Source organism: Gordonia sp. (in: high G+C Gram-positive bacteria), from assembly GCF_049647785.1.
Taxonomy (GTDB): Bacteria; Actinomycetota; Actinomycetes; order Mycobacteriales; family Mycobacteriaceae; genus Gordonia.
Genome location: NZ_JBARYI010000097.1, coordinates 28755 through 53993 on the forward strand (window position 1 = coordinate 28755; position 25239 = coordinate 53993).

Genomic DNA, 25239 nt, shown 5'->3' on the forward strand with positions numbered 1-25239 from the left:
ACATCGTCACAGCTCAGAGTGGTTGTTGTCCGGGCAGTCGCCCCTGCTCGATCCGTTTCGCCACATCACGCTTGATGTAAGCGATGTACAGCCACACGCACAAAAACACCACGCCAACGACGGCGATCGACCAGTGTATGAGTCCGCCGGCAATCACAAACACCTGCATCACCAGGTTGATCTCTAGTGCGCGCGGCTTACCCTGTCGGCCCGAGAGCAGCAGCAAGATCAGCGTCACGATTCCGAGGTACAGGCCCGACGCCCAGGTCACGCCACCAGCGAGGCGGGCAACCACGGGGAAGGCCAGTGCCACCACGATCACTTCCAGGATCAAGGTGCCAGCCATCACGCCGCGGAAGCCCTTCCACGGGTCGGTTGCGGGCGCGGTGAACTGCTCTGTCATGACGGCTCCTTGCCGAACAGGGTGCGGGCTGCACCCGCGGTGACGACGGAACCGGTGACAACGACGCCCGCGCCGGAGACTGAACCCTGTTCGTCTTCTTCGGCCAGCGCGATCGCCGCATCGACGGCATCGGGTAGGAAAGGTTCCACGACGACGCGGTCTTCGCCGAATACGTCGTTCGCGATGTCGGCGAGCGCATCGGTATCGAGTGCGCGCGGCGATCCATTGTTGGTTAGGACGACGGTGTCGAGGACCGGCTCCAACGCCGTCAACAAGCCGCGCGCATCTTTGTCTCCGAGGACACCGATCACGCCGATGAGCCTGCGGAAATCAAATTCGGACACCAGAGCCTTGGCGAGCGCCTCGGCCCCATGCGGATTGTGCGCGGCATCGAGGAAGACCGTGGGGGCGCTGCGAACGCGCTCCAATCGGCCCGGGCTCTCGACCGTGGCGAATCCTTCGCGGACCGCGTCGACATCGAGCTGACGGTCGGCACCGGCACCGAAGAACGCCTCGACGGCGGCGAGCGCAAGTGCGGCGTTCTGGGCCTGATGTGCACCGTGGAGCGGTAGGAACACCTCGTCGTATACACCGCCCAGCCCCTGGATGCGCAACAGTTGTCCGCCAACGGCGGTCGCGGACTCGAGCACCGCGAATTCCGAATCCTGCCGCGCCACTATCGTTCCCGCCTCCACCGACGCTCGCATCAGGACGTCGGTTACTTCGGGGGTCTGCGGTGCAATGACGGTGATCGGATCCATCGGGATGATCGCATCCTCGGGGCCCGGCTTGATGATGCCCGCCTTCTCCGCTGCGATCGCGGCGAGGGTATCGCCCAGGTAGTCGGCGTGATCCATCGCAATCGGCGTGATGACGGCAACCTGCGAATTGATCACGTTGGTCGCATCCCATCGACCACCCATGCCGGTTTCGATGACCGCCACCTCAACGGGTGCCTCGGCGAAAGCCGCGTAAGCGATCGCGGTGAGCACCTCGAACTTACTCATCCGCGGGCCCCCATCGGCGGTCGACGAATCGTCAACCATCGTCACGTAAGGCTCGATGTCGCGGTAGGTGTCGATGTAGGTGCGCGGCGAAATCGGCGCACCGTCGATCCCAATGCGTTCGGTCACCATCTGCAGGTGGGGGCTGGTGACCCGACCGGTACGACGGTGAAATGCCCGCAGCAGTGAATCGATCATGCGGGTGACCGAGGTCTTGCCGTTGGTTCCCGCGACGTGAATCGTCGGGTAGGCGTGCTGTGGGTTCCCGAGCAGTTCCATCAACGCGCTAATGCGCGACAGGGACGGCTCGATCTTGGTCTCCGGCCACCGCGTATCGAGTTCGGTTTCCAGGGCCTGCAGCTCGGCGTAGTCGGCGGCCGCGTCCGGCGAATGGGTCACTGGGCACCCAGTTCGGCGAGCTTGGCGGTCAGTCGGGCGATATCTGCCTCAGCGAGAGCCTGTCGAGCCTTGATCTTGTCAACAACGTTGTCCGGTGCCTTCGACAGGAACTGCTCGTTGCCGAGCTTGGCGGTGGTCCCCGCCAACTCCTTCTCCGCGGCAGCAAGATCCTTCGCCGCACGCTTGCGTTCGGCCTCCAGGTCGACGGTGCCCGAGGTGTCGATCGCGACGGTCGCGGTACCGGTCGACAGTCGCACCTCGACGGTCGCGGTCGCCGAGAAGTCGTCTCCGGCGGCCTCCAACTTCGCGAGCGAGTCCAATTGCGGACGTAGATCGGCCAGGCCAGCCTCGTCGAGCCCCTCGACGGTGGCCGCGACCCGTTGACCGGGCTTGAGGCCCTGGTCGCTGCGGAAGCGTCGGACCTCGGTGATCAGCTTCTGCAGGTCGTCGATCCGCTGTGCGGCGTCGGTGTCGGAGCCAGTTCCGGTTCCCGTGGGCCACGCGGCGATAACCACCGACTCGCCGCCGGTCAGCGCCTTCCACAGGACTTCGGTGACAAATGGCATCACCGGGTGCAGGGCGCGGAGCAACTGGTCGAGCACATTGCCGAGCACCAGGGTCGTCGCCTCGGCGCGCGCGCCGCCTTCGGCAAACTGCACCTTTGCCAATTCCAAGTACCAGTCGCAGACCTCGTCCCACGCGAAGTGGAACAGCGCCTCGCACGACTTCGAAAACTCGTAACGTTCAAAGCCCGAGTCGACGTCGGCCAACACCTCGTTGAGGCGACCGATGATCCAACGATCAGCGATGGTGAGCGCGTCGGCGGCCGGCAAGTCGCCGACCTGCGCCCCGTTCATCATCGCGAACTTGGTGGCGTTAAACAGCTTGGTGGCGAAGTTGCGGGACGATTGCGCGTGTGATTCGCCGACCGAAATATCGCTGCCCGGGTTGGCGCCGCGGGCCAGGGTGAATCGCAGCGCATCGGCACCGAAGCGGTCAACCCAATCAAGCGGATCGATACCGTTGCCCTTCGACTTGCTCATCTTGCTGCCGTGCTCGTCGCGCACCAGTCCGTGCAGGAAGACGTCGGAGAACGGCACCTTCGCACCGCCGTCGGGTCGAGTGCCGAATCCCCCAAGGTCGAGCTTGCCGACATAGGTGCCGAACATCATCATGCGGGCCACCCAGAAGAACAGGATGTCGTAGCCCGTGACCAGGACCGACGTCGGATAGAACTTCGCCAGGTCGTCGGTCTGCTCGGGCCAGCCCATGGTCGAGAAGGGCCACAGACCCGACGAGAACCAGGTGTCCAGTACGTCGGGATCTTGTTCCCAGCCAGCCGGCGCCGTCTCGTCCGGGCCGAAGCATTCCACTTCGCCGTTCGGGCCATACCAAATCGGGATTCGGTGACCCCACCACAGCTGACGGGAAATCGTCCAGTCGTGCATGTTGTCGACCCAGTCGAACCAACGCGGCTCCTGGCTCTTCGGGTGAATCACCGTGTCACCGTCGCGAACGGCATCGCCCGCAGCCTTGGCGAGGGATTCAACATTGACCCACCACTGCATCGACAGTCGCGGCTCAATCGGTTCACCTGCGCGCTCGGAGTGTCCGACGCTGTGCACGTACGGACGGATCTCCTTCACGATGCGGCCCTGTTCGGCCAGTGCTTCGCGGACGGCAACGCGAGCGGCGAATCGGTCGAGACCATCGAACGTCGTTCCGGTGCCCTCGATCGTGGCAGTCCGGTCCATGATCGTGATCATCGGCAGATTGTGCCGTTGGCCGATCGCGAAGTCGTTGGGGTCGTGAGCCGGGGTGATCTTGACCGCGCCCGACCCAAACTCCGGGTCGACATAGTCGTCGGCAATCACCGGAATCTTGCGGTCGACGAACGGGTGGTCAAGCTCGACGCCGATGAGGTCTCGGTAGCGCTCGTCGTCGGGGTGGACGGCAATAGCCGTGTCACCCAGCATCGTCTCCATACGGGTCGTCGCAACGACGATATGCGGCTGGTCGTCGTCCATGGAGCCGTAGCGGAACGAGACGAGTTCGCCGTCGACGTCGGCGTACTTGACCTCGATATCGGAGATCGCTGTCTGCTGGGCTGGCGACCAGTTGACGAGTCGTTCGGCACGGTAGATGAGGCCGTCATCGAACATCTGCTTAAAGATGGTGTGGACGGCGCGCGAGAGTCCCTCATCCATCGTGAACCGGTCGCGGCTCCAGTCGACCCCGTCGCCGAGGCGGCGCATCTGTCCAGCGATGGTTCCGCCGGACTCAGCCTTCCACTTCCAGACGCGGTCAATAAACTCCTCGCGACCGAGCTCGTGCCTGCTGGTCCCCTCCGCCACGAGTTGCTTCTCGACAATGGTCTGCGTCGCGATGCCCGCATGGTCCATTCCAGGCAGCCACAGGACTTCGTAGCCCTGCATCCGCTTGCGGCGGGTCAGGGTGTCCATGAGGGTGTGGTCGAGTGCGTGCCCCATATGGAGGGAGCCCGTTACGTTGGGCGGCGGCAGCACAATCGAGTAGCCGGGCTTGTCGCTGGTGGCATCGGCCGTAAAGTATCCGGCGTCTACCCAGGTCTGGTACAGGTCCGATTCGTGGTCGGCCGGGTCCCACGACTTAGGGAGTGCATTGCTCTGCTCGGGGTTCGTCACCCCTTAATCTTAGGAAACTCTCGAGATGCGCAGGCGGTGCAGGTCCTCGGGAGCGTCCACATTGGCCAACCATTCCGGATCCGAAACACCAACACGCCTCGTGACCAGGGCTTCTAGCGCGGCGACCATTCTCAGTTCGCCGCCCTCGACAAGATCGGCAAGTTGGTCGACGACCCGCGTGCGGTAGATCGCGGCCATCGGATGGTCGCGCCCGGCATCGTAGGCAACCACCGCGTCGGACGATTCGGTGAGCCCACCAACCAGTTCGTCGATCAGTCCGGTATCGACCAGAGGCATGTCGGTGGCGCACACGAAGGCAGCGTCCGCACCCCGTTCGCGCGCAACAGTCAATGCGGCTACGAGTCCGCCGAGCGGGCCGCTCCCCGCCTTCTCCGTAGTGACCCACTCCAGATCGGTTTCCTCATTGAGGTCGACGTAGGCCTGAGATGTCAGGGGTGCGGCCACCAGGACCGGTTCGCAACGGGCGCTGATGGCCCAGGCGATCTTCGAAAGCATCGGTCCCCCATCCCATTCCAAGGCTGCTTTGTCTTGCCCCATTCGGCGAGAACGCCCGCCCGCGAGGATGATTCCGGCCAGTTTTACATCGCCCGTGCTAGTCATGAGCCCAGTGTGGCAAAGACTTCTGGTCGTGGGGTCAAATCGCTCGGACCGATCGGCAAGTTGCATCGGGTTTATCAGTGCCCACTGTTCGGGATTTCAGGCATCTCCCCTCCTACCCGTGCGATAGCACTGAAGGTGAGATGCATCCCATCGGTACGTCCTGTGCCCAACTGGCCCCAATTTGCGGAGGTTCGATGCCTATAAATTCGATGCCTACAAAGACGACAACGACGATAAGAAACCGACGCTGAGAAGGACCGGACCTCAACTTAAAGGGTGCCATCTCGATTGCGCCCGGCAGCGATCTCGCACCAATGGTTCCGATGCTCCAATCTGGAGACCCCGCCATGGCCCCGGCGCTGGCGTTCTATCCGGCAATTTTGCTTGGCGCCGAAGCTGCGGACCCGTCGTTTGTCGCCCAAGACTATGTGACGCCCCAGTCAACCCCGCTGCTCAAGGCGGCGCGCAGCGGTTGCCTTGCCTCCGTGGCACAGCAACTGGGCAACATTCCCCTCCAAGGCTCCTTGAACCCCAACGCGGATATGAACGACCTGGTGACCTACTTGAAGAAGCGGTCGGCGGCACCCCTTCAGTTGAAGGTTCCGACCGTGATTTTCCAGGGCAAAGCCGAAACCGTCGTTGTTGAACCCGCATATCCGGGTACCTGCTAAGTCCGCCCGTTCCGTCGAGCAAACAAAAGTCCCCGAGTGCCGCGTACGCGGTACTCGGGGACTGAACTCTGTTGCTACGCGGACTTCTCGCGAGGTCCGTCGTCTTCGGACCGCGGCACGATTGTCGGCAGAACATTGTCACGGACCGTCTCGCCGGTCACGACCACCTTGGCGACATCGTCGCGGCTGGGGATGTCGTACATGACGGGCAGGAGCACTTCCTCCATGATGGCGCGCAGACCGCGGGCACCGGTCCCCCGGTGGATGGCCTGATCGGCAACCGCCTCCAGCGCGTCTTGCGTGAACTCCAACTCGACGTCGTCCATGTCGAAAAGTCGCACGTACTGCTTGACGAGCGCATTCTTGGGTTCCGACAAGATCGAAACCAAGGCTTCCTTGTCGAGGTTCGCGACCGAGGCAATAACCGGTAGGCGGCCAATGAACTCGGGGATCAGACCGAACTTGATCAGATCCTCGGGCATCACCTCGGCGAAGTGATCAGCCGTATCAACCTTGTCCTTGCTGACCACGTCGTTGCCGAAACCGATGCCGCGCTTACCAATTCGCTCGTCTACGACCTTCTCCAAACCAGCGAAAGCCCCAGCGACGATGAACAGGACGTTCGTTGTATCGATCTGTAGGAATTCCTGGTGCGGGTGCTTGCGTCCGCCTTGCGGCGGCACACTCGCCTGCGTGCCTTCCAAGATCTTCAGCAGTGCCTGCTGCACGCCCTCGCCCGACACGTCGCGGGTAATCGACGGGTTCTCGCTCTTGCGGGCGATCTTGTCGACCTCATCGATGTAGATGATGCCGGTCTCAGCACGCTTAACGTCGTAGTCCGCTGCCTGGATCAGCTTCAACAGAATGTTCTCGACATCCTCACCGACATACCCGGCTTCAGTCAGCGCCGTCGCATCAGCGATGGCAAACGGAACGTTCAGCATCTTGGCGAGGGTCTGCGCCAGGTACGTCTTACCGCAACCGGTGGGCCCGAGCATCAAGATGTTCGACTTCGACAACTCGATGGACTCGCCACCCGGCGACCGCTTGTCGCTCTTCTTCTCACCCGCCTGGATGCGCTTGTAATGGTTGTAGACGGCGACGGCGAGTGTCTTCTTTGCCGAGTCCTGACCGACGACGTAGTTGTCGAGGAACTCCCGAATCTCAGCAGGCTTTGGCAGCTCGTCGAGCTTCACATCGCTGGTCTCGGCGAGTTCCTCTTCGATGATCTCGTTGCAGAGGTCGATGCACTCGTCACAGATGTACACACCTGGACCGGCGATGAGCTTCTTGACCTGTTTTTGGCTCTTACCGCAGAAAGAGCACTTCAGGAGGTCACCACCGTCTCCCATTCGCGCCATTTGGCCGCACCTACTTCCTATCTGCGATCTACCTTGACGGTACCCGCGCGCCTGGTCTTCGACGAGCCGAAATGCGGCAGTCGTTGGAGATTAGGTGGCCAACGCGGCGACAGCCGGTATTCCTCCGGCGTGTCGCACACGTTGGCCTGCGTCGCAGAGTTAGCTGCGGCCCGACTTCTTGCGGTATTCGAAGACCTCGTCGATGATCCCGTATTCCTTTGCCTGATCGGCAGTGAGGATGTTGTCGCGATCGGTGTCCTTGCGGATTTTTGCGGGATCCTGGCCGGTATGCCCGGCGAGGATCTCGTCGAGGCGCTTGCGGATGCGCTCAATCTCAGCGGCCTGGATTTCCAGATCCGAGACCTGCCCCTGGTAGGCACCGCCGGTACGCGGCTGGTGAATCAGGATGGTGGCGTTCGGGAGCGCCGCACGCTTGCCCGGGGTGCCGCCGGCCAGCAGGATCGCCGCGGCCGATGCTGCCTCACCCAGGCAGACAGTCACGACGTCGCAGTGGACGTACTGCATCGTGTCGTAGATGGCGAGCATGTCGGGAACGCTGCCGCCGGGTGAGTTGATGTACATGGTGATGTCGCGGTCCGGGTCCTGGCTTTCCAAGACCAGCAACTGCGCCATGACGTCGTTAGCAACGGTCTGGTCAATCGGGGTGCCGACGAACACGATGCGCTCTTCGAACAGCTTGGCGTACGGGTCGTACTGGCGCTGGCCGTTGGGGGTGTTCTCGATGAAGCTGGGGAGGATATAGCGGGCCTGAATGCTCTTCATTGCCAGGGCCGCATCCGAGATGCCCGCGCGAACGTCGGCGGGAAGCGAGTTAGTCATGAGGTCTCCGTAACCGGTGAGATGAGGTGATCGATGGACGCGGTCGCGGTCAGGCGCTCGCCGTGGTCACGACGTGGTCGACGAAGCCGTATTCCTTGGCCTCTTCAGCAGTGAACCAGTTGTCGCGGTCGGCGTCGGCTTCGATCTTCTCGAGCGGCTGGCCGGTGAATTCAGCGTTCAGACGGTTCATTTCGCGCTTCGTTGCCGCGAACTGCTCGGCCTGGATCGCAATGTCGGCGGCCGTACCACCGATGCCAGCGGACGGCTGGTGCATCATGATGCGGGCGTGAGGCAGCGCGTGACGCTTACCCTTGGCCCCTGCTGCGAGCAGGAACTGTCCCATCGAGGCGGCCATGCCCATGGCATAGGTCGCGACGTCGCACGGCGCAAGTTGCATCGTGTCGAAGATCGCCATGCCCGCGGTGACGCTGCCACCCGGCGAGTTGATGTAGAGGCTGATGTCCTTTGTGGGGTCCTCGGCTGCGAGCAGCAAAATCTGGGCGCACAGGCGGTTGGCGATATCGTCGTCCACCTGAGTTCCGAGGAAGATGATGCGCTCGCGCAGGAGACGCTCGAAAACCGAATCGGTCAGGTTCAGGCCGGAGACGCCCGAGCTCATCGAGGGCGTGTACAGATTGCTCACTGAGTTGTCCCTATCTTCTCTAGCGGTGCGATTCTCTTCATCGGCCGGTTGGCTGGTGCGACAGGCATCGTGATGCCTGTCCGACGAAGATGCTGTCACCGAGGTTAATCAATTTTCAGGCCGCAGATGTTCCGCCGACACCCCTTATTCGCTTACAGCGGAACAGTTGTCAGCCCCGTTGCAGGTCGGGTGTGACGCACGGGATTAGACGACGACAGCCGGGACGATTGCTCGTCCCGGCTGTGGCCCTCACTCCTTGCGGAGTAATAAAACTACGCGTCGTCGCCCTCGGCGTTGTCGTCGCTCTCGTCTGCGGCCGGGGCAAAGAAGGCCTTGGTGTCGATGGCTTCACCGTTGGTATCGGTGACCTTGACACCCGAGATCAGCTCGGCGAGCGCCTTGTTGCGACGCACGTCGGCGTACAGGGCACCGATCTGGTTGGCGTTCTGCAACTGTTGGATGAACTCCTGCGGTGCAACACCGTAACGCTGCGACTGCATGAGGATCTGGTTCATCAGCTCGTCCTGGCCCACCTCAACGCTCGAGGCATCGGCGAGGGCGTCAAGCAGCAGCTGGGTGCGGACCGACTTTTCCGCGTCGACGCGGCTTTCGGCGTTCCACTCGTCGCGGGTCTTGCCCTGCGCCTCGAGGAAGCGATCGACCTGTGCATCGTCGTGGCCGAGTGCGTGCACCAACTCGTGCTGCGTTGCTTCAATTTCCTGCTCCACAACAGCCTCGGGAAGCGGGAACTCGACGGTCTCGAGGAGCTGATCAACGACGGCGTCGCGGATCGAGCCGGCCTGCTCGTACTTCTTCGACTCTGCGACCTGTCCGCGGAGGTTCTCACGGAGTTCGTCGATGGTGTCGAACTCCGAAGCCAGCTGAGCGAAGTCATCGTCGAGTTCCGGCAGCTCGCGCACCTTCACCGAGTTCACCTTGGCGGTGATCTCGGCGTCCTTGCCTGCGAATTCGCCAGCGACGAGGGTCGAGGTGAAGGTGGCCGAATCGCCAGCCTTGACGCCTTCGAGTGCGGCGTCCAGGCCCTCGATCAGGGTGTCGGAGCCGACCTCGTGTGACAGGCCTTCGGTCTTGGCGTCCTCGACGTCCGCGCCGTCGACGGTGGCCGACAGGTCGAGGGACACGAAGTCGCCGTTGGTGACGCCACGTTCAACACCGGCGAGGGTGCCGAAGCGTGCGCGCAGGTTGTCGAGTTCGGTTTCCACGTCAGCGTCAGTGATCTCAAGCGGATCAACCTCAACGGCGATGCTGTCTGCGGCCGGGAGAGTGATCTCGGGGCGGACGTCGACCTCAGCGGTGAAGCGGACCGGGTCACCGTAGACCAACTCGGCAACGTCGATCTCGGGCTGGCTGATGGCCTTCAAGTCGGCTTCGGCAATGGCCTCGGAGTACTTGTTGGGCAGCGCGTCGTTGACGACCTGCTCGAGAACCGACTGGCGACCAACGCGAGCTTCGATGAGCTTGGCCGGTGCCTTACCCGGGCGGAAGCCGGGGATACGGATCTGCTGGGCAAGCGAGGCGTATGCGCGGTCAAAATCACCGGAGAGTTCCTCGAACGGAACCTCGACGTTCAACTTGACGCGGGTCGGGCTCAGCTGCTCGACGGTGCTCTTCACGGTGTTGGTACTCCTTAGTCGATCGTGCTGTCGTTTTCGTTGCTGCCAGTCGCGGCTTTAACTTCAAGCCACGCGCCGACGCGCTTTCGTCGGGCCGCGACGATTTCGTCGGGATGACAGGATTTGAACCTGCGACCCTCCGCTCCCAAAGCGGATGCGCTACCAAGCTGCGCCACATCCCGGTGGCCGTGAAAAAGTTCCGGCACGGCCAAATGGAGATAGTACGGCCTTGCCCCACGTTTCCGCGAACCCGGGCCCCTTCAGGGTGATTCCGGCACCGCATTTTGTGATTCCCGGCATCGCTCGGTAATGTTCTGCACGCGCTCAGCTCCGCTAGAAATTTGGGGCTGTAAACGCAACGCGGGTGTAGCTCAATGGTAGAGCCCTAGTCTTCCAAACTAGCTACGCGGGTTCGATTCCCGTCACCCGCTCCACCAGGTCGCGGCATCGTCGAAAGACGCTGCCGCGACTTTTGTTTGGAAAACTTTATTTGTTAGTCGGCAAGCTGCCTGGTGTAGTCGTGAGCGCCCGCCAAGACCACCGCGTGCACCGCACGGGCGACGGCAGAACCCCACTGCGATCGCGGGCCGGCGAACACTTCCGGCTCCCCCACCTCCGGCACCACGATCACCACGGCGTCCGACGCTGTGCCGGTGGCGGGATAGCCCGCCTCAAGGAGCGCCTGAGTTTTCGCTTCGGTCACCGTGATGACCGCATTGACAAGTGCCGCGTCGGTTAACGCGACCGGTACTTGCACTGTGATGTTGATGGTGCCCGGACGGTAGGGAGCTTTCGCTGGCTCGTCGGGCAAGACCATGGGCGCGAGTTCGGGATCCGGCACCTCCGCTGCCGCGGCAGCCCACGTGGGGACGCGCAAGCCAACTGTCGCTGATGCCGACACCCCGCTGTCAGTGGCCTGAAAGCTGTTGGCGACCGGGGCCGCGGTCAACATACCGACGCCGCGCCCACGCATTCCGTGCTGGTCAGCGAGTTCCCCAAGGTGCTCGACGGGGTCGGTCCGGGAGTAGTCGCCCGGCACCTGCGCGTTGATCACCCAGCCGATTGGGCCGATTCCACCACCCAGCATCGCTGAGGAAATACCGCGCCAACCTGGTCCGATCTCCCAGGTCGCGGTCGTCAATGCCCGCTCCGGTGCACTGTCGGCAGTGACGTCGCGGTGTAGTTGCAGTTCGATACTCATGGCAGGTTCCGAGGCTAATCGACTCCCGTCAGACGGCCGACAGCAGTTTCGCGCCGTCACCGCAATCACATAGGCCCCACCAGTCACATCGGGCAATCCGTGACGAACTCCACCTAGACCCAATTGTGCCGTTTTGACCTGCACTTTCACTTAGATTATTCACAGGTATCGGCCGTGTGCTATTGGCGAGTCGGCAACGGTTGTGTAACGATGATCCGGAGCGTCCACGGGGGTGGCGCCTTTTTCATGACCACAAACGAAGGTAGAGACCACGTGTTTTCCACCAAGTCCTCGAGCAACCGGGCAAGCCGGACCGCTCGAGTCATTGCTGTGGCGGCCAGTGCAGCAGCACTGGCGATGGGGGCCCCGGCAGTCGCTAACGCGGCACCAGTCACGGTCGTTCCCGGCCTCCCGCCGATCCAGCTCCCAGAGCTCCCCGAGGTCCCCGGCGTGCCTAACGCTCCGGCACCGAAGACCAAGGAGAAGCCAAAGCCCGAGACTACGACTCCGGAAGCTCCCGCCATCCCGGCCGAGCCGAACGTGAAGTCGCCGACCGGCTGGGTTGCGCTCGCAACTGATGGCGACCACCAGATCTACTGGTGGAAGGACCATAAGTTCGTCAAGCAGATGCCGATCTCGATGGGCACTGACAAGCACCCGACTCCCAATGGCGTGTACCACACCAAGGAGAAGTACCGCGACATGTACATGGATAGTTCCACGTACGGTGTCCCGATCGACTCGCCCGAGGGTTACCGCACCTACGTCGAGTACGCGACGCGTATGTCGTGGGACGGCATCTTCATCCACGCCGCTCCGTGGTCGGTCGCTCAGCAGGGTGTCTCGAACGCAAGCCACGGTTGCATCAACATCAGCACCGAGAACGGCAAGTGGGTTTACGACACCATCGGTTCGGGTACCCCGATTGTCGTCCGCGGCACCGTTGGCGGTCAGTACACCGGCGACTAGTCGCTGCTGACCCACACGATCTACCAAACCAGGCTCGTCCGAAATGATTTCGGACGAGCCTGGTTTTTTCGTGACTAAACCACCCGCTGGGGCACCCCCATCGTGGCCTGAAGTTGCAGCCAGTGCGCAAGGTCCTCGCAACCGGTCACCTCGGGGTCGGTGAGCGGGGCACGCCGATACGGCTCGCGGGAATACGAAACGTGCCGCCCGCCGATCGGGTTTCGAAGACGCCAGCGACCCATCGAAATCTCCGCTGGCAGGTAGCCGCGCACTTCTCGCACAGCCGTCCGGAGTCGTCGCAGATCGCGACGCCATTGCTGTGGCGAGAACTCCGTCGCCTCCGAGTTCTGCATCCGGTCGCCCATCGCTCGGGCTATCGCACCGGTGAGCCACTGCCGGAACTGTTGGAACGACAGTGAATCGGTGAGGTCGGCAATATCGCGGATCAGCGAATCGTCGCTCGCATTGCAGATCACATCCGACGGAGCACCCACCCAATACGCGGGCAACCCTTCGGGCAGGTTGGCACCCTCGCCAGCTACTCCCCACCCCGTACATCCGTCAATGACGCCGCGCGGCTGGTTGGGGTCGGCGACGAAGCCGACGGCGGCGACCGACCCCAGCAGGCGGTGGCTCGCCGGGTGCGCGACCAGCGTCCGAATTACTGCGGCCCCCTGCGAGTAGCCGATCATCATGACCGGCTTCGTGGCAGCCCGAATCTCGGCGGCAAGATTGGCCACGCCGACGTTGAGGCTGTCGACATAGCTGACGCCGTCGAACGACGGTGCCGGCCCGTAACTTGAGGGGTATCCAACCCATCGGGCATCGAAGCGGTCGTCGAGTCGCTCGGTCACCGCCGCGAGCATCCCTGTCACCTGCGTGCGGTCGTCACCCTCGAACGACTCACCTGTGCCCCCGACAACCAAAATCGTGAACTTTTGTCCTGCGTTCATGATGCAACTGTGCCCGTCGAACCTGGGAGGTTCCTTGGAGAGGCGGCAGCATCCACTAAGGGTTGGAACCTGAGGCTTGAGGGCTGGATGGGATCTCGTGCGTCACGATTGGCAGGACGGACACCAGAAGAGGTTTCGGCCTTCCATCACTTCGGTAAGGACCGGGGTACTGCACAGGCGGCAGGGCTCCCCTGCCCGCCGATACACGTACGTCCGAGGCCGATCGACCGCATAGGCTGGTGCGCCATTGTCGTCTTCCGGTCGCACAACGTGAATATGCCCGCGGCGCACGCCAATTGGCATGAGGTGCAGCAGGTCCGACCACATCTCGTCGAACTCTTCGCGAGTAATCGTGACCCCGGTCCGGTGGGGTTCAACGCCAGCCCGGAACAGCACTTCGGCACGATAGATATTGCCGACGCCCGCAAGCACCTTTTGGTCCATCAGGAGCGAACCAATGGCGCGTTTAGATTTCTTGATCGCCTGCCAGGCAACCTCGGGATCGGCGTCACCGCGCAGCGGGTCCGGCCCCAGCCGTCCGACGAGTCGTTCGAGATCCTCCGGGGTGTATATCTCGCAGGCATTGGGTCCGCGCAGATCGATCCCAATTTCGTCACCAATCAGGCGCATCCGAACCTGCCCGGTGGGCTCGGGCATCGGGAGCGACTCCTCACGGAACGCACCGTAGATCCCCAGGTGAATATGCACGATGCGGCGGGTCACCGCGGTGCCGCGTCCACGCTCCGAAGCACCGCCATTGTCGTACCGATGGATTAGGTGCTTACCCCAAGCTTCGGCACGACGAAACACCATCCCGTTGAGGAGTGCGGCCTCGTGCGCGAAGCGACCCTGCGGGCTTGAGACGTTGAGGCGCTGGCCACCAAGAAGTCGCTGCTGCCGACGAGCGAGTCGGTGCAGCGCATGCCCTTCGGGCACGGAAAATCAGGCGTCCGGCAGGGCCGGTGCCTCGCCGGTGCGCTCGTACTCGGCGAGGATGTCAATACGACGCTGGTGCCGCGCTTCGTCGGACCATGCGGTCGAAATGAAGGCGTCGACGATCGCCAAAGCCTCTTCCTTCGAATGCATGCGACCACCAATGCCAATCAGCTGGGCATTGTTGTGCTGGCGTGCCAGTTGGGCGGTTTCGACACTCCAGGCGAGGGCGCACCGTGCGCCGGGCACCTTGTTCGCGGCAATCTGCTCGCCGTTACCGCTGCCGCCGAGAACGATTCCGAGACTGCCCGGATCGGCGACGGTCCGCTGGGCGGCGGCAATGCAGAAGGCCGGGTAGTCGTCGAGGGCGTCGTACTCGTGAGCACCGCAGTCGACGACGTCGTGGCCGCCGGACGTGAGATGTTCAGCGATCTGGTTCTTGAGTTCAAAGCCTGCGTGGTCGGCACCAAGGTAAATGCGCATGCGGCCAGTGTAATGGGGCACCAGTAGATTGGTGGACGTGGATACCCACGGTCCAATTCCCTCAGTTCCCGGTGTCGACGATCCACGGATCATCGCACCTCCCGTTGATGTACCCGGGCCGGGTGCAGTTTGGCGGCCACCCGCGCTGTACGCGGGCGCACCCAGGCGACACCCGTGGGAGCTTCCGGTCCTCGCCGTTGGGATTCTCCTGGCGATCGCCACCTATGCGATCGTCGTCTGGCTGGTGATTCTGACGGGGATTTCGCAGTGGTACCTGTTCGCCCTCGCTCTCCCCTTGCTGGTCTTCGGTGCTCGCGGCCTGAATTACGCGCGGATGCGAGTCAGCGCGGTGCAACTCAGTCCGACGCAGTTCCCGGAGGGCTACCGCATGCTGGTGGAATCGGCGGCGCGGTACGGCCTCGAGTACGTGCCCGACGGGTACGTGATGAACGGCAACGGCGCTATCAACGCGTTCGCGTCGGGTCACGGCTTCCGGCGCTACGTGGTGATCTACTCGGACCTGTTTGAGGTTGGCGGTCGGGCACGCAGCCCGGAAGCGCTGGAGTTTGTTATCGGCCACGAGGTTGGCCACATTGCGGCTGGCCACGTGTCCTATTGGCGGCAGTTGTTGAGCACTGTCATCATGGCCATTCCGTTCCTTGGCCCGCTGCTCTCACGAGCCCAGGAATACACGGCCGACAACTACGGCTACTACACGCGGCCCGACGGTGGGCACGCCGCGATCGGCGTCATGTCGAGCGGCAAGTACCTGCTCAGTGCACTCGATTTCGATCAGTTTGCCGACCGTGCGACGCACGACAAAGGCTTCTTCGTGACACTGGCGAACGCCATGAGTTCGCACCCGGTGCTGACCTGGCGCGCCGCCGCTCTGCGCGACCGCACTCGTGCAGGGGCAATCCTCTTGCGTCCCCGGTCCTTCGTCCGCGGTTCAGGTAGCGGCAACGTGACACCGGTACCCACACCGCCATTGCCCGCGCAAGTGGTACCGGGTACGTTGCCGAACCAGTTGGAGCAGACCTCGCTCTACTAGGAATCGGATGGTTGGCGGCGGCGTCCACCGAGCATCACCGCAGGCACGACTACCAACGCGAGCACACCGGCGGCGATGGCGAGCGTGCCGTAGCCGACGGCGTTCATGACGAGCCCGGAGCCGACACCCGCGACCGCACCAATCACGTTGACCCACACGTCGATTGAGCCTTGCGTTTGGGCACGGCTGGCCGGATCGGTCCCTTCGACGACGAGCGCCGTACCTGCGATGAGGCCGAGGTTCCAGCCGAGCCCGAGTACTGACAGCGCAACGATTAACCAGAAGAGCCCCTGCGGTGGACTCACCATCGCCAGGAGTCCCGCCACCAACAGCGTCATGCCAGCGGCAATCGCGGTGACGCGCGCACCGACCCGGTCGACGAGTTGCCCGGTCACCAGCGACGGCAACCACATGGCGCCAATGTGGAATCCGATCACCAGCCCGATGGCACCCAGGCTGTGGTGGTTCTCGTTCATGTGGACGGGCGTCATGGTCATGACTGCCACCATGATCCCCTGCGTCACGATCATGACGAAGGCCCCGATAATGGCGGGCCGCCGCAGGTTTCGCCGAGTCCGGTCGACCGCTGTCGTGGCCTCGTCATCGGCAGACGACAGTCGTCGTGCCAGCAGGTACGGATCCGGTCGCAGCATGGCAAACAGGACACCACCGGCGATCAGATAGGCGGCGGCAGCGAGCACGAACGGACCGCTCAGTGCAGGTAACCCGACGGCCTCGGCGAGCTTGCCGGTCGGCTCAATGAGATTGGGACCTGCGACGGCACCGAGGGTGGTCGCGATCATGGCGATGCTGATTGCCCGACCGCGGTGGTCTTCGGCCGCTAAATCGGTACCGGCGTATCGCGCCTGAAGGTTGGTCGCCGAACCCGCGCCATAGACAAACAGCGAAGCGAACAGCAGGACCGGCGACGAGATTGCCGTTGCCACGACAACACCTACCGCGCCCACACCACCCGCGGTGAACCCAGCACCGAGCCCACCTCGTCGACCGATTCGGTTGGTCACGCGACCGATGAGGAACGCCGTGAGCGCCGATCCGAGCGTGAACATGGCGGTGGGCAAACCCGACAGCGAGTCTCCACCGAGCATGTCCGCGGCGATCAGTGCTCCCACCGCGATACCGGCAGCCAACCCAGCCCCGCCGAAGGCCTGACTGATAACGACCGTCCACAACGTCTTTCGTTGGACGGCGACAACCTCGGGTGCGGCCAGAGTGCTTGTCATACAGGCGAATTCAGATCTGTCGCGGACGTGAAACTACCGGCTAATCGAACTCGGGCTCTTCATTTCGCGAGCGCTTGAGTTCAAAGAAGTGCGGGTACGACGCCAGTGCGAGAGCACCGTCCCACACCCGACCGGCTTCCTCGCCACGCGGAATCCGCGACAACACCGGCCCAAAAAAGCCAATGTTGTTGACATGGATGGTCGGAGTTCCGACATCGTCACCGACCTTGTCCATCCCCTCGTGGTGACTCTTCCGAATCGCGACGTCGAACTCGGTGGAGTCGACGGCATCGGCCAGGTCAGCTTCGAGGCCGGCGGCCGCGAGCGCTGCGGGGATCACGTCAGCAAAGTCGCGGTTACCGTCCTTGTGGATCCGAGTCCCGAGTTCGGCATATAGGGGCGCAAGGACGGCGTCACCGTGGCGCGCCTGCGCTGCGGCCAGCACGCGGACAGGTCCCCACGCGGTCTTGAGCATCTCGCGGTAACTGTCCGGCACATCCTTGTTCTCATTCAGGACGGCCAGGCTCATGATGTGGAAGTTCACATCGATGTCTCGGACCTGAGCCGCTTCCAAAATCCAGCGGGAGGTGATCCAGCACCACGGGCACAGGGAATCGAACCAGAAGTCGACGCGATCAACGGAGGTTGCAGAGTCAGCCATGTCCCCATTCAACCACCGGCACTGCCGTCACCGCCGATGTTGCCCCTGCTATGCAAGCCTTCCGACGCAGTCGTCCTTCCGCCACTAGTGTTGGAGTCGTGAGTGCACCGAATCTGACACGCGAGGCCGCGCGGCAGCGCGCCGCCATCGTCTCCGTTGAGAACTATCGCATCGACCTCGATCTGACCAACGGCGCCGACGCGCCGGGGGTGGAGCGTTTCGCCTCGACTACCGTCGTGACGTTCACCGCCACCGAGGGCGAGTCCACCTTCATCGACCTAGTGGCCCCAAACCTGGTCTCGGCCAACCTCAATGGCGTCGACCTTGACGTCTCCGGGTTCGACGAAGCCGTCGGACTCTCCTTGGACAACCTCGCGGCGCACAACACCCTGGAAGTGGTTGCCGAATGCGCCTACTCCAATACCGGTGAAGGCCTTCACCGCTTTGTCGATCCCGCCGACGGTGCGGTGTACCTGTATTCGCAGTTTGAGACCGCCGACGCCAAGCGCATGTTCGCCTGCTTCGACCAACCCGACCTGAAGGCCACGTACACCGTCACCGTGACCGCGCCGTCTGACTGGCAGGTCATTTCCAACGGTGCCCGCGACAGCGAACCTGCCGCCGATGCCCCGGGAAATCCCGGCGCGCTGGTGCACCGCTTTGCCACCACCGAGTTGATGAGCACCTACTTGGTCGCACTAATTGCCGGACCGTACGCCGTTTGGCAAGACGAGTACGTCGACGAATACGGCACCATCCCGCTCGGCCTCTACTGTCGCGCCTCGCTCGGCGAATTCATGGATGCTGAGCGTCTCTTCACCGAAACCAAGCAGGGCTTTGGCTTCTACCACCGCGTATTCGGCGTGCCTTACGCGTTCGGCAAGTACGACCAGTTGTTCGTCCCGGAGTTCAACGCTGGTGCCATGGAAAACGCCGGTGCCGTGACTTTCCTCGAGGATTACGTCTTCCGTTCCCGCGTCACGCGCTACCTGTACGAGCGCCGCGCAGAAACGATCCTGCACGAGATGGCGCACATGTGGTTCGGCGACCTCGTGACCATGCAGTGGTGGGACGATCTATGGCTCAACGAGTCGTTCGCAACTTTCGCGTCGGTGCTGTCGCAGGTGGAGGCAACCGAATACACCAACGCGTGGACCACGTTCGCCAACGTTGAGAAATCCTGGGCGTACCGGCAGGACCAGTTGCCGTCGACTCACCCCATCGCCGCCGACATCCCCGATCTGGCTGCCGTCGAGGTCAATTTCGATGGCATTACCTATGCCAAGGGCGCCTCCGTCCTGAAACAACTCGTCGCCTACGTCGGCCTGGAACCGTTCTTGAAGGGGCTGCGAGAGTACTTCGCTGAGCATCGGTTCTCGAATGCCACCTTCGACGACCTCCTGGGGTCGTTGGAACGAGCCTCGGGCCGCGACTTGTCCGGGTGGGGAGCACAGTGGCTCAAGACCACCGGCATCAATGTGATGCGTCCCGAGTTCGAGGTCGACGCGGAGGGCCGCTTCACCTCGTTTGCAGTGCTGCAGGAGGGCGCATCACCCGGTGCTGGCGAAACCCGGGTACACCGGATGAAGGTCGGCGTCTACTCAGACGTCGACGGCCAACTGGTTCGCAGTCACGTTGTCGAACTCGACATTGAGGGCGAGCGCACCGAGGTCCCCGAACTGATCGGGATTTCGCGCGGTGCACTGGTACTGCTTAACGACGACGATCTCACCTACGCGTCGGTCCGCCTCGATCCGGAGTCCCTCGCGACGGCTACCTCACGCGTCGCCGACATCGCTGATCCGATGCCGCGCACGTTGATTTGGTCGGCCGCCTGGGAAATGACCCGCCAGGCGGAAATGTCCGCTCGCGACTTCGTCCGTCTCGTGAGCGCCGGTATCGGCGCTGAAACCGAGGTCGGCGTGGTGCAGCGCGTGCTGTTGCAGGCCGTCGCCGCGCTGGAGTCGTACGCAGACCCACGGTGGGCAAGGGACACCGGATGGCCGAAGTTCAGCGCCCGCCTCTTCGAGTTGGCGGGCGAAGCCGAAGCTGGCTCCGATCACCAGTTGGCGTTCGTCAACGCGCTCCTCGCGGGCGTCACCAACGACAACCAGCAGCCCCTCTTGCAAGCGCTGCTCGATGGAGATTCGCCCGCCGATCACGGGCTGACGGGCTTGGTGATCGACGACGAACTCCGGTGGAGGCTCGTTAAGGCACTCGCCGCGCACGGCACCATCGGGCTCGAGATAATTGACGCTGAGGCCGATCGCGACAACACGGCTGCGGGTGCCCGCCACGCCGAGGCCGCCCGTGCGGCACGACCGTCCGCAGAGGTCAAAGCCGCAGCTTGGGACCGTGCCTTCGACGACGACTCGATCGCCAATGTCACCGTGCGGTCCATCGTCGAGGGTCTGGTCCGGCCCGGCCAGGACCAATTGCTGGCACCGTTCACATCGCGCTACTTCGATTCGGTTGCGGCGCTGTGGGAACGCCGCACCAGCGAGGTGGCGCAGACCGTCGTCGTTGGCCTGTACCCATCGTGGGACGTCAGCGAAGAGGGCCTAGCCAAGGCCGATTTGTTCCTCGCCGACGATCATCCCCCAGCCTTGGCGCGCCTGGTGATCGAAGGGCGCGACGGCGTGGCCCGCGCCCTGCGTGCCCGCGCCTTGGACTCGTCAGGCCGGTAGCTTTCCCACTCACCGATCAAGCCGCGTTTGCCTCGTCCCAGCGACGAGGCGAACGCGGCTTCTCTGGGTGAACGTCCCGGCTTTACCCGTATCCGGGATGGTTCGTGCCGTCCTACCAGATATGACGGCGCCGCATATGCCTTTTATGCCAAGCTGCGATTATGGATACGATTCAAACGCTGCTTCAATCGCGCGCTGATTCCCCGGATATTGCCGTCCGATTCCGTGACGCCGACGACCAAATTGTCGAGTGGAGTTGGCAGGAGTTTGTGGCGCGGGCATCAGCCCACGCCGCTGCCGTGATTGCCGAACTCGACTCCGACCGCCCGGCGCACGTCGCGATTCTCTGCGATAACTCCCCCGAAATGCTGGTCTCGCTGGCTGCGGCCGGCCTCGGTGGGTACGTGCTCGTCGGCGTTAACATCACCCGGCGCGGCGAGGCACTCGCACACGACATCGAGCGCTCGGATGCCCAACTGGTGATGACCGACGCCGCCAACCGCACCCTGCTGGATGGCGTCGAACTGCCGAATGTCAGGGTCGTCGATCTTGAGTCGCAAGACTGGGCAAACAAGGTTGCGGCAGCCGGTGATCTCAAGCCATTGCGGACGCCAGAAATCCAAGACCCCTTCATGATGATCTTCACCTCGGGCACCAGCGGTGACCCGAAGGCAGTCTTGGTCTCGCACTTGATGATCGTCTATGCGGGCCAGAACCTGGTGGAACGATTCGGCCTCACCGCCGACGACGTGTTCTACGTCTCGATGCCGCTGTTCCACTCGAATGCCATCGCAGCCTGCTTCTCGCCGGCGCTCGCTGTTGGCGGCACCCTGGTGCCCGTTCGGTTCTCCGCCTCCCGATTCACTCGTGACCTCCGTGACTTCGGCATCACCTACATGAACTACGTCGGCAAGCCGCTCGCCTACGTGCTGGCAACATCGCCACAGCCGGACGATGCCGACAACGGTCTGCGCATCTGCTTCGGCAATGAGGCCTCCGACCGCGACATCGCCGAGTTCTCTCGCCGTTTCGGCACCACCGTCGTCGACGCCTTCGGCTCCACCGAGAACGCCGTCATCATTACCCGTGAGGCGGATACCCCGCTTGGCTCCATCGGCCGGGGTTTGCCCGGTGTCGCGGTCTACAACCCCGAGACCAACGTCGAATGTGCCGTCGCCGAGTTCGATGACACCGGCGCACTGACAAACGCCACCGAAGCGGTCGGCGAACTCGTCAACAGCACCGGCCCCGGCTTCTTCACCGGCTACTACAACAATCCCGAAGCCGATGCTGAGCGGATGCGGGGAGGCATGTTCTGGTCCGGTGACCTGGCATATGTGGACGCTGACGGCTGGATCTACCTCGCCGGCCGTACCGCCGACTGGATGCGCGTCGACGGTGAAAACCTGGCGGCTGGCCCGATCGAACGGATTTTGACCCGCCTCGATCAGCTCAGTCGGGTCGCCGTTTACGGTGTTCCCGACCCGAACGCGGTCGGGGATCAGGTCATGGCGGCGATGGTCCTGCGCGACGGTGCCACCCTCACCCCCGACGAGTTCGCCGAGTTTTTGGCTGCTCAGCCCGACCTGTCCATCAAGGCCTGGCCGCGGTATGTGCGGATCGCTGCCGAACTGCCTGCGACCGCGACGAACAAGATCATCAAGCGGACCCTGGCTGCCGAATCGACCACCGTCGGCAATGACCAGTTGTGGGAGCGCGGCGAACGCGATCGCACCTACACCCTCGTGTAGCGGCCGAACACAAAGTGGGCCCCGCCGAATCCGGCGGGGCCCACTTTAGTGGTAGATCAGGGGCGCTCGACGGCGGTCGCCATCACGCGCAGTGCCGACACCAGGCCGTCGATGAGGTCGTTCTGCTTGAACGACGACAGCGCGGCCGAAACACCGAGTTCAGCGACACGGTCGTTGACGCGTCCGGCAACGTCCGAGCCCGAAACGACAGCGACGTCTTTCGAGTTCGGCGACACTGCGATGAGTGCGCCGTGGGCGGGCTCTGGAGCCTGCGCCAGGATCTCGCGGGCACCGGCAACGGCGTTATCGCCAAGTTCACCGATGTAGACGGAGAACCGAACGTTGGCCACTTCGCTCGCCTGGCTCAACGCCTCGTCGAGCATGATGAGCTCGTGGCTGCTGAACGGCGGGGTGTCGAAGCCGTCGCCCGGAAACAGGGCCACCGAAACGCGACCGCTGTTGGTCACGACGGTCCCCAGGGGGAGGCTGTTCGCCGGGGCGACAGCAGTGTACTTCTGGGTCAGGTCACCACTTGCCACTTGCAGATCCTCCTTCGACATCGCCGGGCTCAAAGTGCCGGGCCAGAGCCATGGGCTCAATCTCGGTCGCACTGAACAGCGTCGGGCCGCTGACCCAAGGCTGGTCAAGCGTGTATTCGTTAATCTTCGGTCGCTTCAATCCATGCGAGAAAATCATGGAGACGACGCAGGCCGCGACTGCCAACAGGCACAGCACCACGACGGTCATTCCGACTGGGACAAGAAGCTGGTCCACACCCGACCCTTTCGACAAGCGCTCGACGCTAAGCGCACAGACCTGCCGATTGCAGATCATCTGCGTCCAATTTAACGCACCGGACTACCGCCTGTCGCCCGAGGGCCTACAGAGTGTCGTAGACGGCGAATCGCACCGATAGTGGACAATGGGACAAGTGAGCACGTTCTACGAGGAAATAGGCGGTCACGAAACCTTCCGCCGCATCACTGCCCGCTTCTACGAAGAGGTGGCAAACGATGAAATTCTGAAGCCGATGTACCCGGAAGAAGACCTGGGTCCGGCAGAGCGTCGTCTCCGCATGTTTTTGGAGCAGTACTGGGGCGGACCGCACACCTACAACGACGAACGCGGCCATCCGCGTCTACGGATGCGGCATGTGCCGTACACCATCGGCCCCATCCAGCGGGACGCATGGCTGCGATGCATGCACATCGCGATCGGATCCATCGAATCATCGATCATGGACGACGAGCACCGCAAGGCAATGACCGACTACATGAACATGGCGGCGCAGTCCTTGGTGAACTCCGAGTACTAGCACCGACAGGCACGGCACAGATCAGGCAAGAGTGGAACAGTGAGGGACGGCAAAACGGTGGATCAGCAGATGATGACCTACGGCACCGCGGACTACGGCACCCAGTGGTGGCGATCGGCGGTCATCTACCAGGTGTATCCGCGATCGTTTTCCGATCTCTCGGGCGACGGTGTCGGCGATCTCGCCGGCATCATCGACAAACTCGGCTACCTCGAACTGCTGGGCGTCGACGCAATCTGGATGTCGCCGATCATGCGGTCGCCGATGGCCGATCACGGCTACGACGTGTCCGATCCGCGCGCCATCGATCCGTTGTTCGGCGATTTGGCACTGTTCGACCAACTGATCCGTGAAGCCCATGACCGGGATATTCGCGTGACGATGGACTTGGTACCGAACCATACGAGCGACCAGCATCCGTGGTTCTCGGCTGCGTTGGGTGCTGCACCCGGCAGCCCGGAGCGGGCCCGCTACATTTTTGCCGATGGTCGCGGTGTCGACGGTGACGAACCACCCAACAACTGGACCAGCGTCTTCGGCGGCACGGCGTGGTCGCGAGTGACCGAAGCCGACGGGCGGCCCGGCCAGTGGTATCTGCATCTGTTTGCCCCGGAACAGCCCGACCTGAACTGGGACAACCCCGAAGTCCTCGCCGACCTGCAGACCACGATGCGGTTCTGGCTCGACCGCGGCATCGATGGCTTCCGGATCGATGTGGCACACGGGATGGCGAAACCGGCCGGACTTCCCGATATGACGGCGTCGTCGGAGATCCTGAAACACACCGACGATGATCCGCGTTTCAACGACGACGGTGTCCACGAAATCCACCGAGCCATCCGCGCGGTGATGGATGAATATCCAGGGACCTTTAACGTCGGCGAAATTTGGGTCCACTCAAACGAGGCCTTTGCCAAGTACGTGCGGCCCGACGAACTGCATTTGGGTTTCAACTTCCGCCTCGCGACTGTCGAATTCGACGCTGCCGAAATTCGGGAAGCGGTTACCGAATCGCTGGCCGCGACCGCTGCCGTCGGCGCCGTCCCGACCTGGACGTTGTCGAACCATGATGTGCCCCGCGAGGTGACCCGTTACCTGCCGACCGGTGCCGCCGCGGAGGGTTTGACGCCCGACGACTTGCTCGCCATTGGCACCGCCCGTGCCCGCGCGATGATCATGCTCGAGTTGGCACTACCCGGCACCGCATTTATCTACAACGGTGCCGAGCTTGGCCTGCCGAACGTGGACCTGCCCGACGAAGCCCTCGTCGACCCGGTGTGGGAAAGCTCGGGGCACACGGACCGTGGCCGCGACGGTTGCCGCGTACCAATGCCGTGGGAGGGCACCGAACCTCCGTTTGGCTTCACCAACGGCGAAAGCACTTGGCTCCCCATGCCTGCCGACTGGGCCAGCCTGACCGTGGAAGCCCAGCTCGAGGACATCTACTCGACCCTGTCGCTGTACCGACAGGCCCTGGAGTTGCGTTACGCGCGGCTGGAGTTTTCCGGCGACACCATCGAGTGGTACGGCGCCCCGGAGGGCTGCCTCGCTTTCCGTCGTTCCGGTGGCCTGATCTGCGCCCTTAACGCCTCGAACCACCCGGTCCCCCTGCCTCCCGGCCAAATCCTGCTCGTCAGCACCCCCCTCGAAGGTGGCCTACTGGTCCCGGGATCAGCCGCCTGGCTGGTGTAACCCCCGCCCTTCGGCGTTCCCGCATGATGCGTTGATTCCCGCACTACGTCTGACGTAGTG

23 protein-coding genes and 2 tRNA genes are annotated in these 25239 nt (G+C 63.1%); 8 read left to right on the forward strand and 17 right to left on the reverse strand.

What is annotated here, in order from left to right; genetic code table 11:
* Window positions 1–13: 13 nt before the first annotated feature.
* From WBA38_RS17625 to mobA, 4 genes are read right to left on the reverse strand one after another with little or no spacing between them, the layout of a single operon-like run.
* Window positions 14–403: a DUF4233 domain-containing protein gene (locus tag WBA38_RS17625; RefSeq protein WP_424297380.1), complete on the reverse strand. Its 390-nt coding sequence runs from the start codon at window positions 401–403 to the stop codon at window positions 14–16.
* Window positions 400–1806: a bifunctional tetrahydrofolate synthase/dihydrofolate synthase gene (gene folC / locus WBA38_RS17630; RefSeq protein WP_424297382.1), complete on the reverse strand. Its 1407-nt coding sequence runs from the start codon at window positions 1804–1806 to the stop codon at window positions 400–402. The genes WBA38_RS17625 and folC overlap by 4 nt, the downstream gene beginning before the upstream one ends.
* A complete protein-coding gene (locus WBA38_RS17635) occupies window positions 1803–4469 on the reverse strand; it encodes a valine--tRNA ligase (RefSeq protein ID WP_424297384.1) in 2667 nt (888 codons plus the stop codon). Before WBA38_RS17635 ends, folC begins: the two co-directional genes overlap by 4 nt.
* A 9-nt stretch (window positions 4470–4478) precedes the next feature.
* Entirely contained in the window at window positions 4479–5090 is a 612-nt protein-coding gene (gene mobA, locus WBA38_RS17640; protein ID WP_424297386.1) for a molybdenum cofactor guanylyltransferase, read from the reverse strand.
* A gap of 323 nt (window positions 5091–5413) precedes the next feature.
* On the opposite strand from mobA, the gene WBA38_RS17645 reads away from it, so the two are divergent.
* Complete coding sequence (locus tag WBA38_RS17645; protein WP_424297388.1) at window positions 5414–5761, forward strand: hypothetical protein; 348 nt, start codon at window positions 5414–5416, stop codon at window positions 5759–5761.
* 74 nt (window positions 5762–5835) lie between these two features.
* On the opposite strand, the gene clpX is transcribed toward WBA38_RS17645, so the two are convergent.
* From clpX to WBA38_RS17670, 5 genes are all read right to left on the reverse strand, one after another.
* Window positions 5836–7122, reverse strand: a complete 1287-nt coding sequence (clpX, locus tag WBA38_RS17650) for an ATP-dependent Clp protease ATP-binding subunit ClpX (protein WP_424297389.1) — start codon at window positions 7120–7122, stop codon at window positions 5836–5838.
* A 159-nt stretch (window positions 7123–7281) separates the two neighbouring features.
* Window positions 7282–7962: an ATP-dependent Clp protease proteolytic subunit gene (locus WBA38_RS17655; RefSeq protein ID WP_424297390.1), complete on the reverse strand. Its 681-nt coding sequence runs from the start codon at window positions 7960–7962 to the stop codon at window positions 7282–7284.
* Window positions 7963–8011: 49 nt separating this feature from the next.
* Window positions 8012–8581 (reverse strand): ATP-dependent Clp protease proteolytic subunit, encoded by a 570-nt coding sequence (locus tag WBA38_RS17660; protein WP_424323228.1) that lies wholly within the window; start codon window positions 8579–8581, stop codon window positions 8012–8014.
* Between the two features lie 296 nt (window positions 8582–8877).
* Window positions 8878–10239, reverse strand: coding sequence for a trigger factor (gene tig / locus WBA38_RS17665; protein WP_424323221.1), 1362 nt, complete (start codon window positions 10237–10239; stop codon window positions 8878–8880).
* Window positions 10240–10347: 108 nt separating this feature from the next.
* Window positions 10348–10421, reverse strand: a tRNA-Pro gene (locus tag WBA38_RS17670).
* Between the two features lie 178 nt (window positions 10422–10599).
* Between WBA38_RS17670 and WBA38_RS17675 the strand changes: the two genes are divergently transcribed.
* A tRNA-Gly gene (locus tag WBA38_RS17675) sits at window positions 10600–10673 on the forward strand.
* 59 nt (window positions 10674–10732) lie between these two features.
* On the opposite strand, the gene WBA38_RS17680 is transcribed toward WBA38_RS17675, so the two are convergent.
* Entirely contained in the window at window positions 10733–11440 is a 708-nt protein-coding gene (locus WBA38_RS17680; RefSeq protein ID WP_424323222.1) for an adenosylcobinamide amidohydrolase, read from the reverse strand.
* A 357-nt stretch (window positions 11441–11797) separates the two neighbouring features.
* On the opposite strand from WBA38_RS17680, the gene WBA38_RS17685 reads away from it, so the two are divergent.
* Window positions 11798–12409, forward strand: a complete 612-nt coding sequence (locus WBA38_RS17685; RefSeq protein WP_424293350.1) for a L,D-transpeptidase family protein — start codon at window positions 11798–11800, stop codon at window positions 12407–12409.
* A 74-nt stretch (window positions 12410–12483) separates the two neighbouring features.
* On the opposite strand, the gene WBA38_RS17690 is transcribed toward WBA38_RS17685, so the two are convergent.
* The 3 genes from WBA38_RS17690 to WBA38_RS17700 form a co-directional block, all read right to left on the reverse strand.
* Window positions 12484–13362 (reverse strand): PE-PPE domain-containing protein, encoded by an 879-nt coding sequence (locus WBA38_RS17690; RefSeq protein WP_424294447.1) that lies wholly within the window; start codon window positions 13360–13362, stop codon window positions 12484–12486.
* 102 nt (window positions 13363–13464) lie between these two features.
* Window positions 13465–14298, reverse strand: coding sequence for an Fpg/Nei family DNA glycosylase (locus WBA38_RS17695; RefSeq protein WP_424294448.1), 834 nt, complete (start codon window positions 14296–14298; stop codon window positions 13465–13467).
* A 6-nt stretch (window positions 14299–14304) separates the two neighbouring features.
* On the reverse strand, window positions 14305–14778 hold the full coding sequence (locus tag WBA38_RS17700) for a ribose-5-phosphate isomerase (RefSeq protein WP_424294449.1): 474 nt from the start codon (window positions 14776–14778) through the stop codon (window positions 14305–14307).
* A 31-nt stretch (window positions 14779–14809) separates the two neighbouring features.
* Between WBA38_RS17700 and WBA38_RS17705 the strand changes: the two genes are divergently transcribed.
* Window positions 14810–15829: a M48 family metallopeptidase gene (locus tag WBA38_RS17705; protein ID WP_424294450.1), complete on the forward strand. Its 1020-nt coding sequence runs from the start codon at window positions 14810–14812 to the stop codon at window positions 15827–15829.
* On the opposite strand, the gene WBA38_RS17710 is transcribed toward WBA38_RS17705, so the two are convergent.
* Together WBA38_RS17710 and WBA38_RS17715 are read right to left on the reverse strand one after the other, a co-directional pair.
* Complete coding sequence (locus tag WBA38_RS17710; RefSeq protein WP_424294451.1) at window positions 15826–17073, reverse strand: MFS transporter; 1248 nt, start codon at window positions 17071–17073, stop codon at window positions 15826–15828. The genes WBA38_RS17705 and WBA38_RS17710 overlap by 4 nt on opposite strands.
* 40 nt (window positions 17074–17113) lie before the next feature.
* Complete coding sequence (locus WBA38_RS17715) at window positions 17114–17734, reverse strand: DsbA family protein (protein ID WP_424294452.1); 621 nt, start codon at window positions 17732–17734, stop codon at window positions 17114–17116.
* Window positions 17735–17832: 98 nt separating this feature from the next.
* Here WBA38_RS17715 and pepN point away from each other — a divergent pair, with 98 nt between their 5' ends.
* A complete protein-coding gene (gene pepN / locus WBA38_RS17720; RefSeq protein WP_424323223.1) occupies window positions 17833–20421 on the forward strand; it encodes an aminopeptidase N in 2589 nt (862 codons plus the stop codon).
* A gap of 161 nt (window positions 20422–20582) precedes the next feature.
* Complete coding sequence (gene fadD1 / locus WBA38_RS17725) at window positions 20583–22172, forward strand: fatty-acid--CoA ligase FadD1 (RefSeq protein ID WP_424323224.1); 1590 nt, start codon at window positions 20583–20585, stop codon at window positions 22170–22172.
* Between the two features lie 56 nt (window positions 22173–22228).
* Here the strand turns inward: fadD1 and WBA38_RS17730 are convergent, their stop codons facing one another.
* Together WBA38_RS17730 and WBA38_RS17735 are read right to left on the reverse strand one after the other, a co-directional pair.
* On the reverse strand, window positions 22229–22711 hold the full coding sequence (locus tag WBA38_RS17730) for a DUF5130 domain-containing protein (RefSeq protein WP_424323225.1): 483 nt from the start codon (window positions 22709–22711) through the stop codon (window positions 22229–22231).
* Window positions 22698–22946 (reverse strand): hypothetical protein, encoded by a 249-nt coding sequence (locus tag WBA38_RS17735; protein WP_424323226.1) that lies wholly within the window; start codon window positions 22944–22946, stop codon window positions 22698–22700. The genes WBA38_RS17730 and WBA38_RS17735 overlap by 14 nt, the downstream gene beginning before the upstream one ends.
* A 148-nt stretch (window positions 22947–23094) precedes the next feature.
* On the opposite strand from WBA38_RS17735, the gene WBA38_RS17740 reads away from it, so the two are divergent.
* Together WBA38_RS17740 and WBA38_RS17745 are read left to right on the forward strand one after the other, a co-directional pair.
* Window positions 23095–23487 carry a globin gene (locus tag WBA38_RS17740; protein ID WP_424293824.1) on the forward strand — a complete coding sequence of 131 codons (393 nt, stop codon included), beginning with the start codon at window positions 23095–23097 and terminating at the stop codon, window positions 23485–23487.
* Window positions 23488–23556: 69 nt separating this feature from the next.
* Window positions 23557–25179, forward strand: a complete 1623-nt coding sequence (locus WBA38_RS17745; RefSeq protein ID WP_424293825.1) for a glycoside hydrolase family 13 protein — start codon at window positions 23557–23559, stop codon at window positions 25177–25179.
* Window positions 25180–25239: the final 60 nt, after the last annotated feature.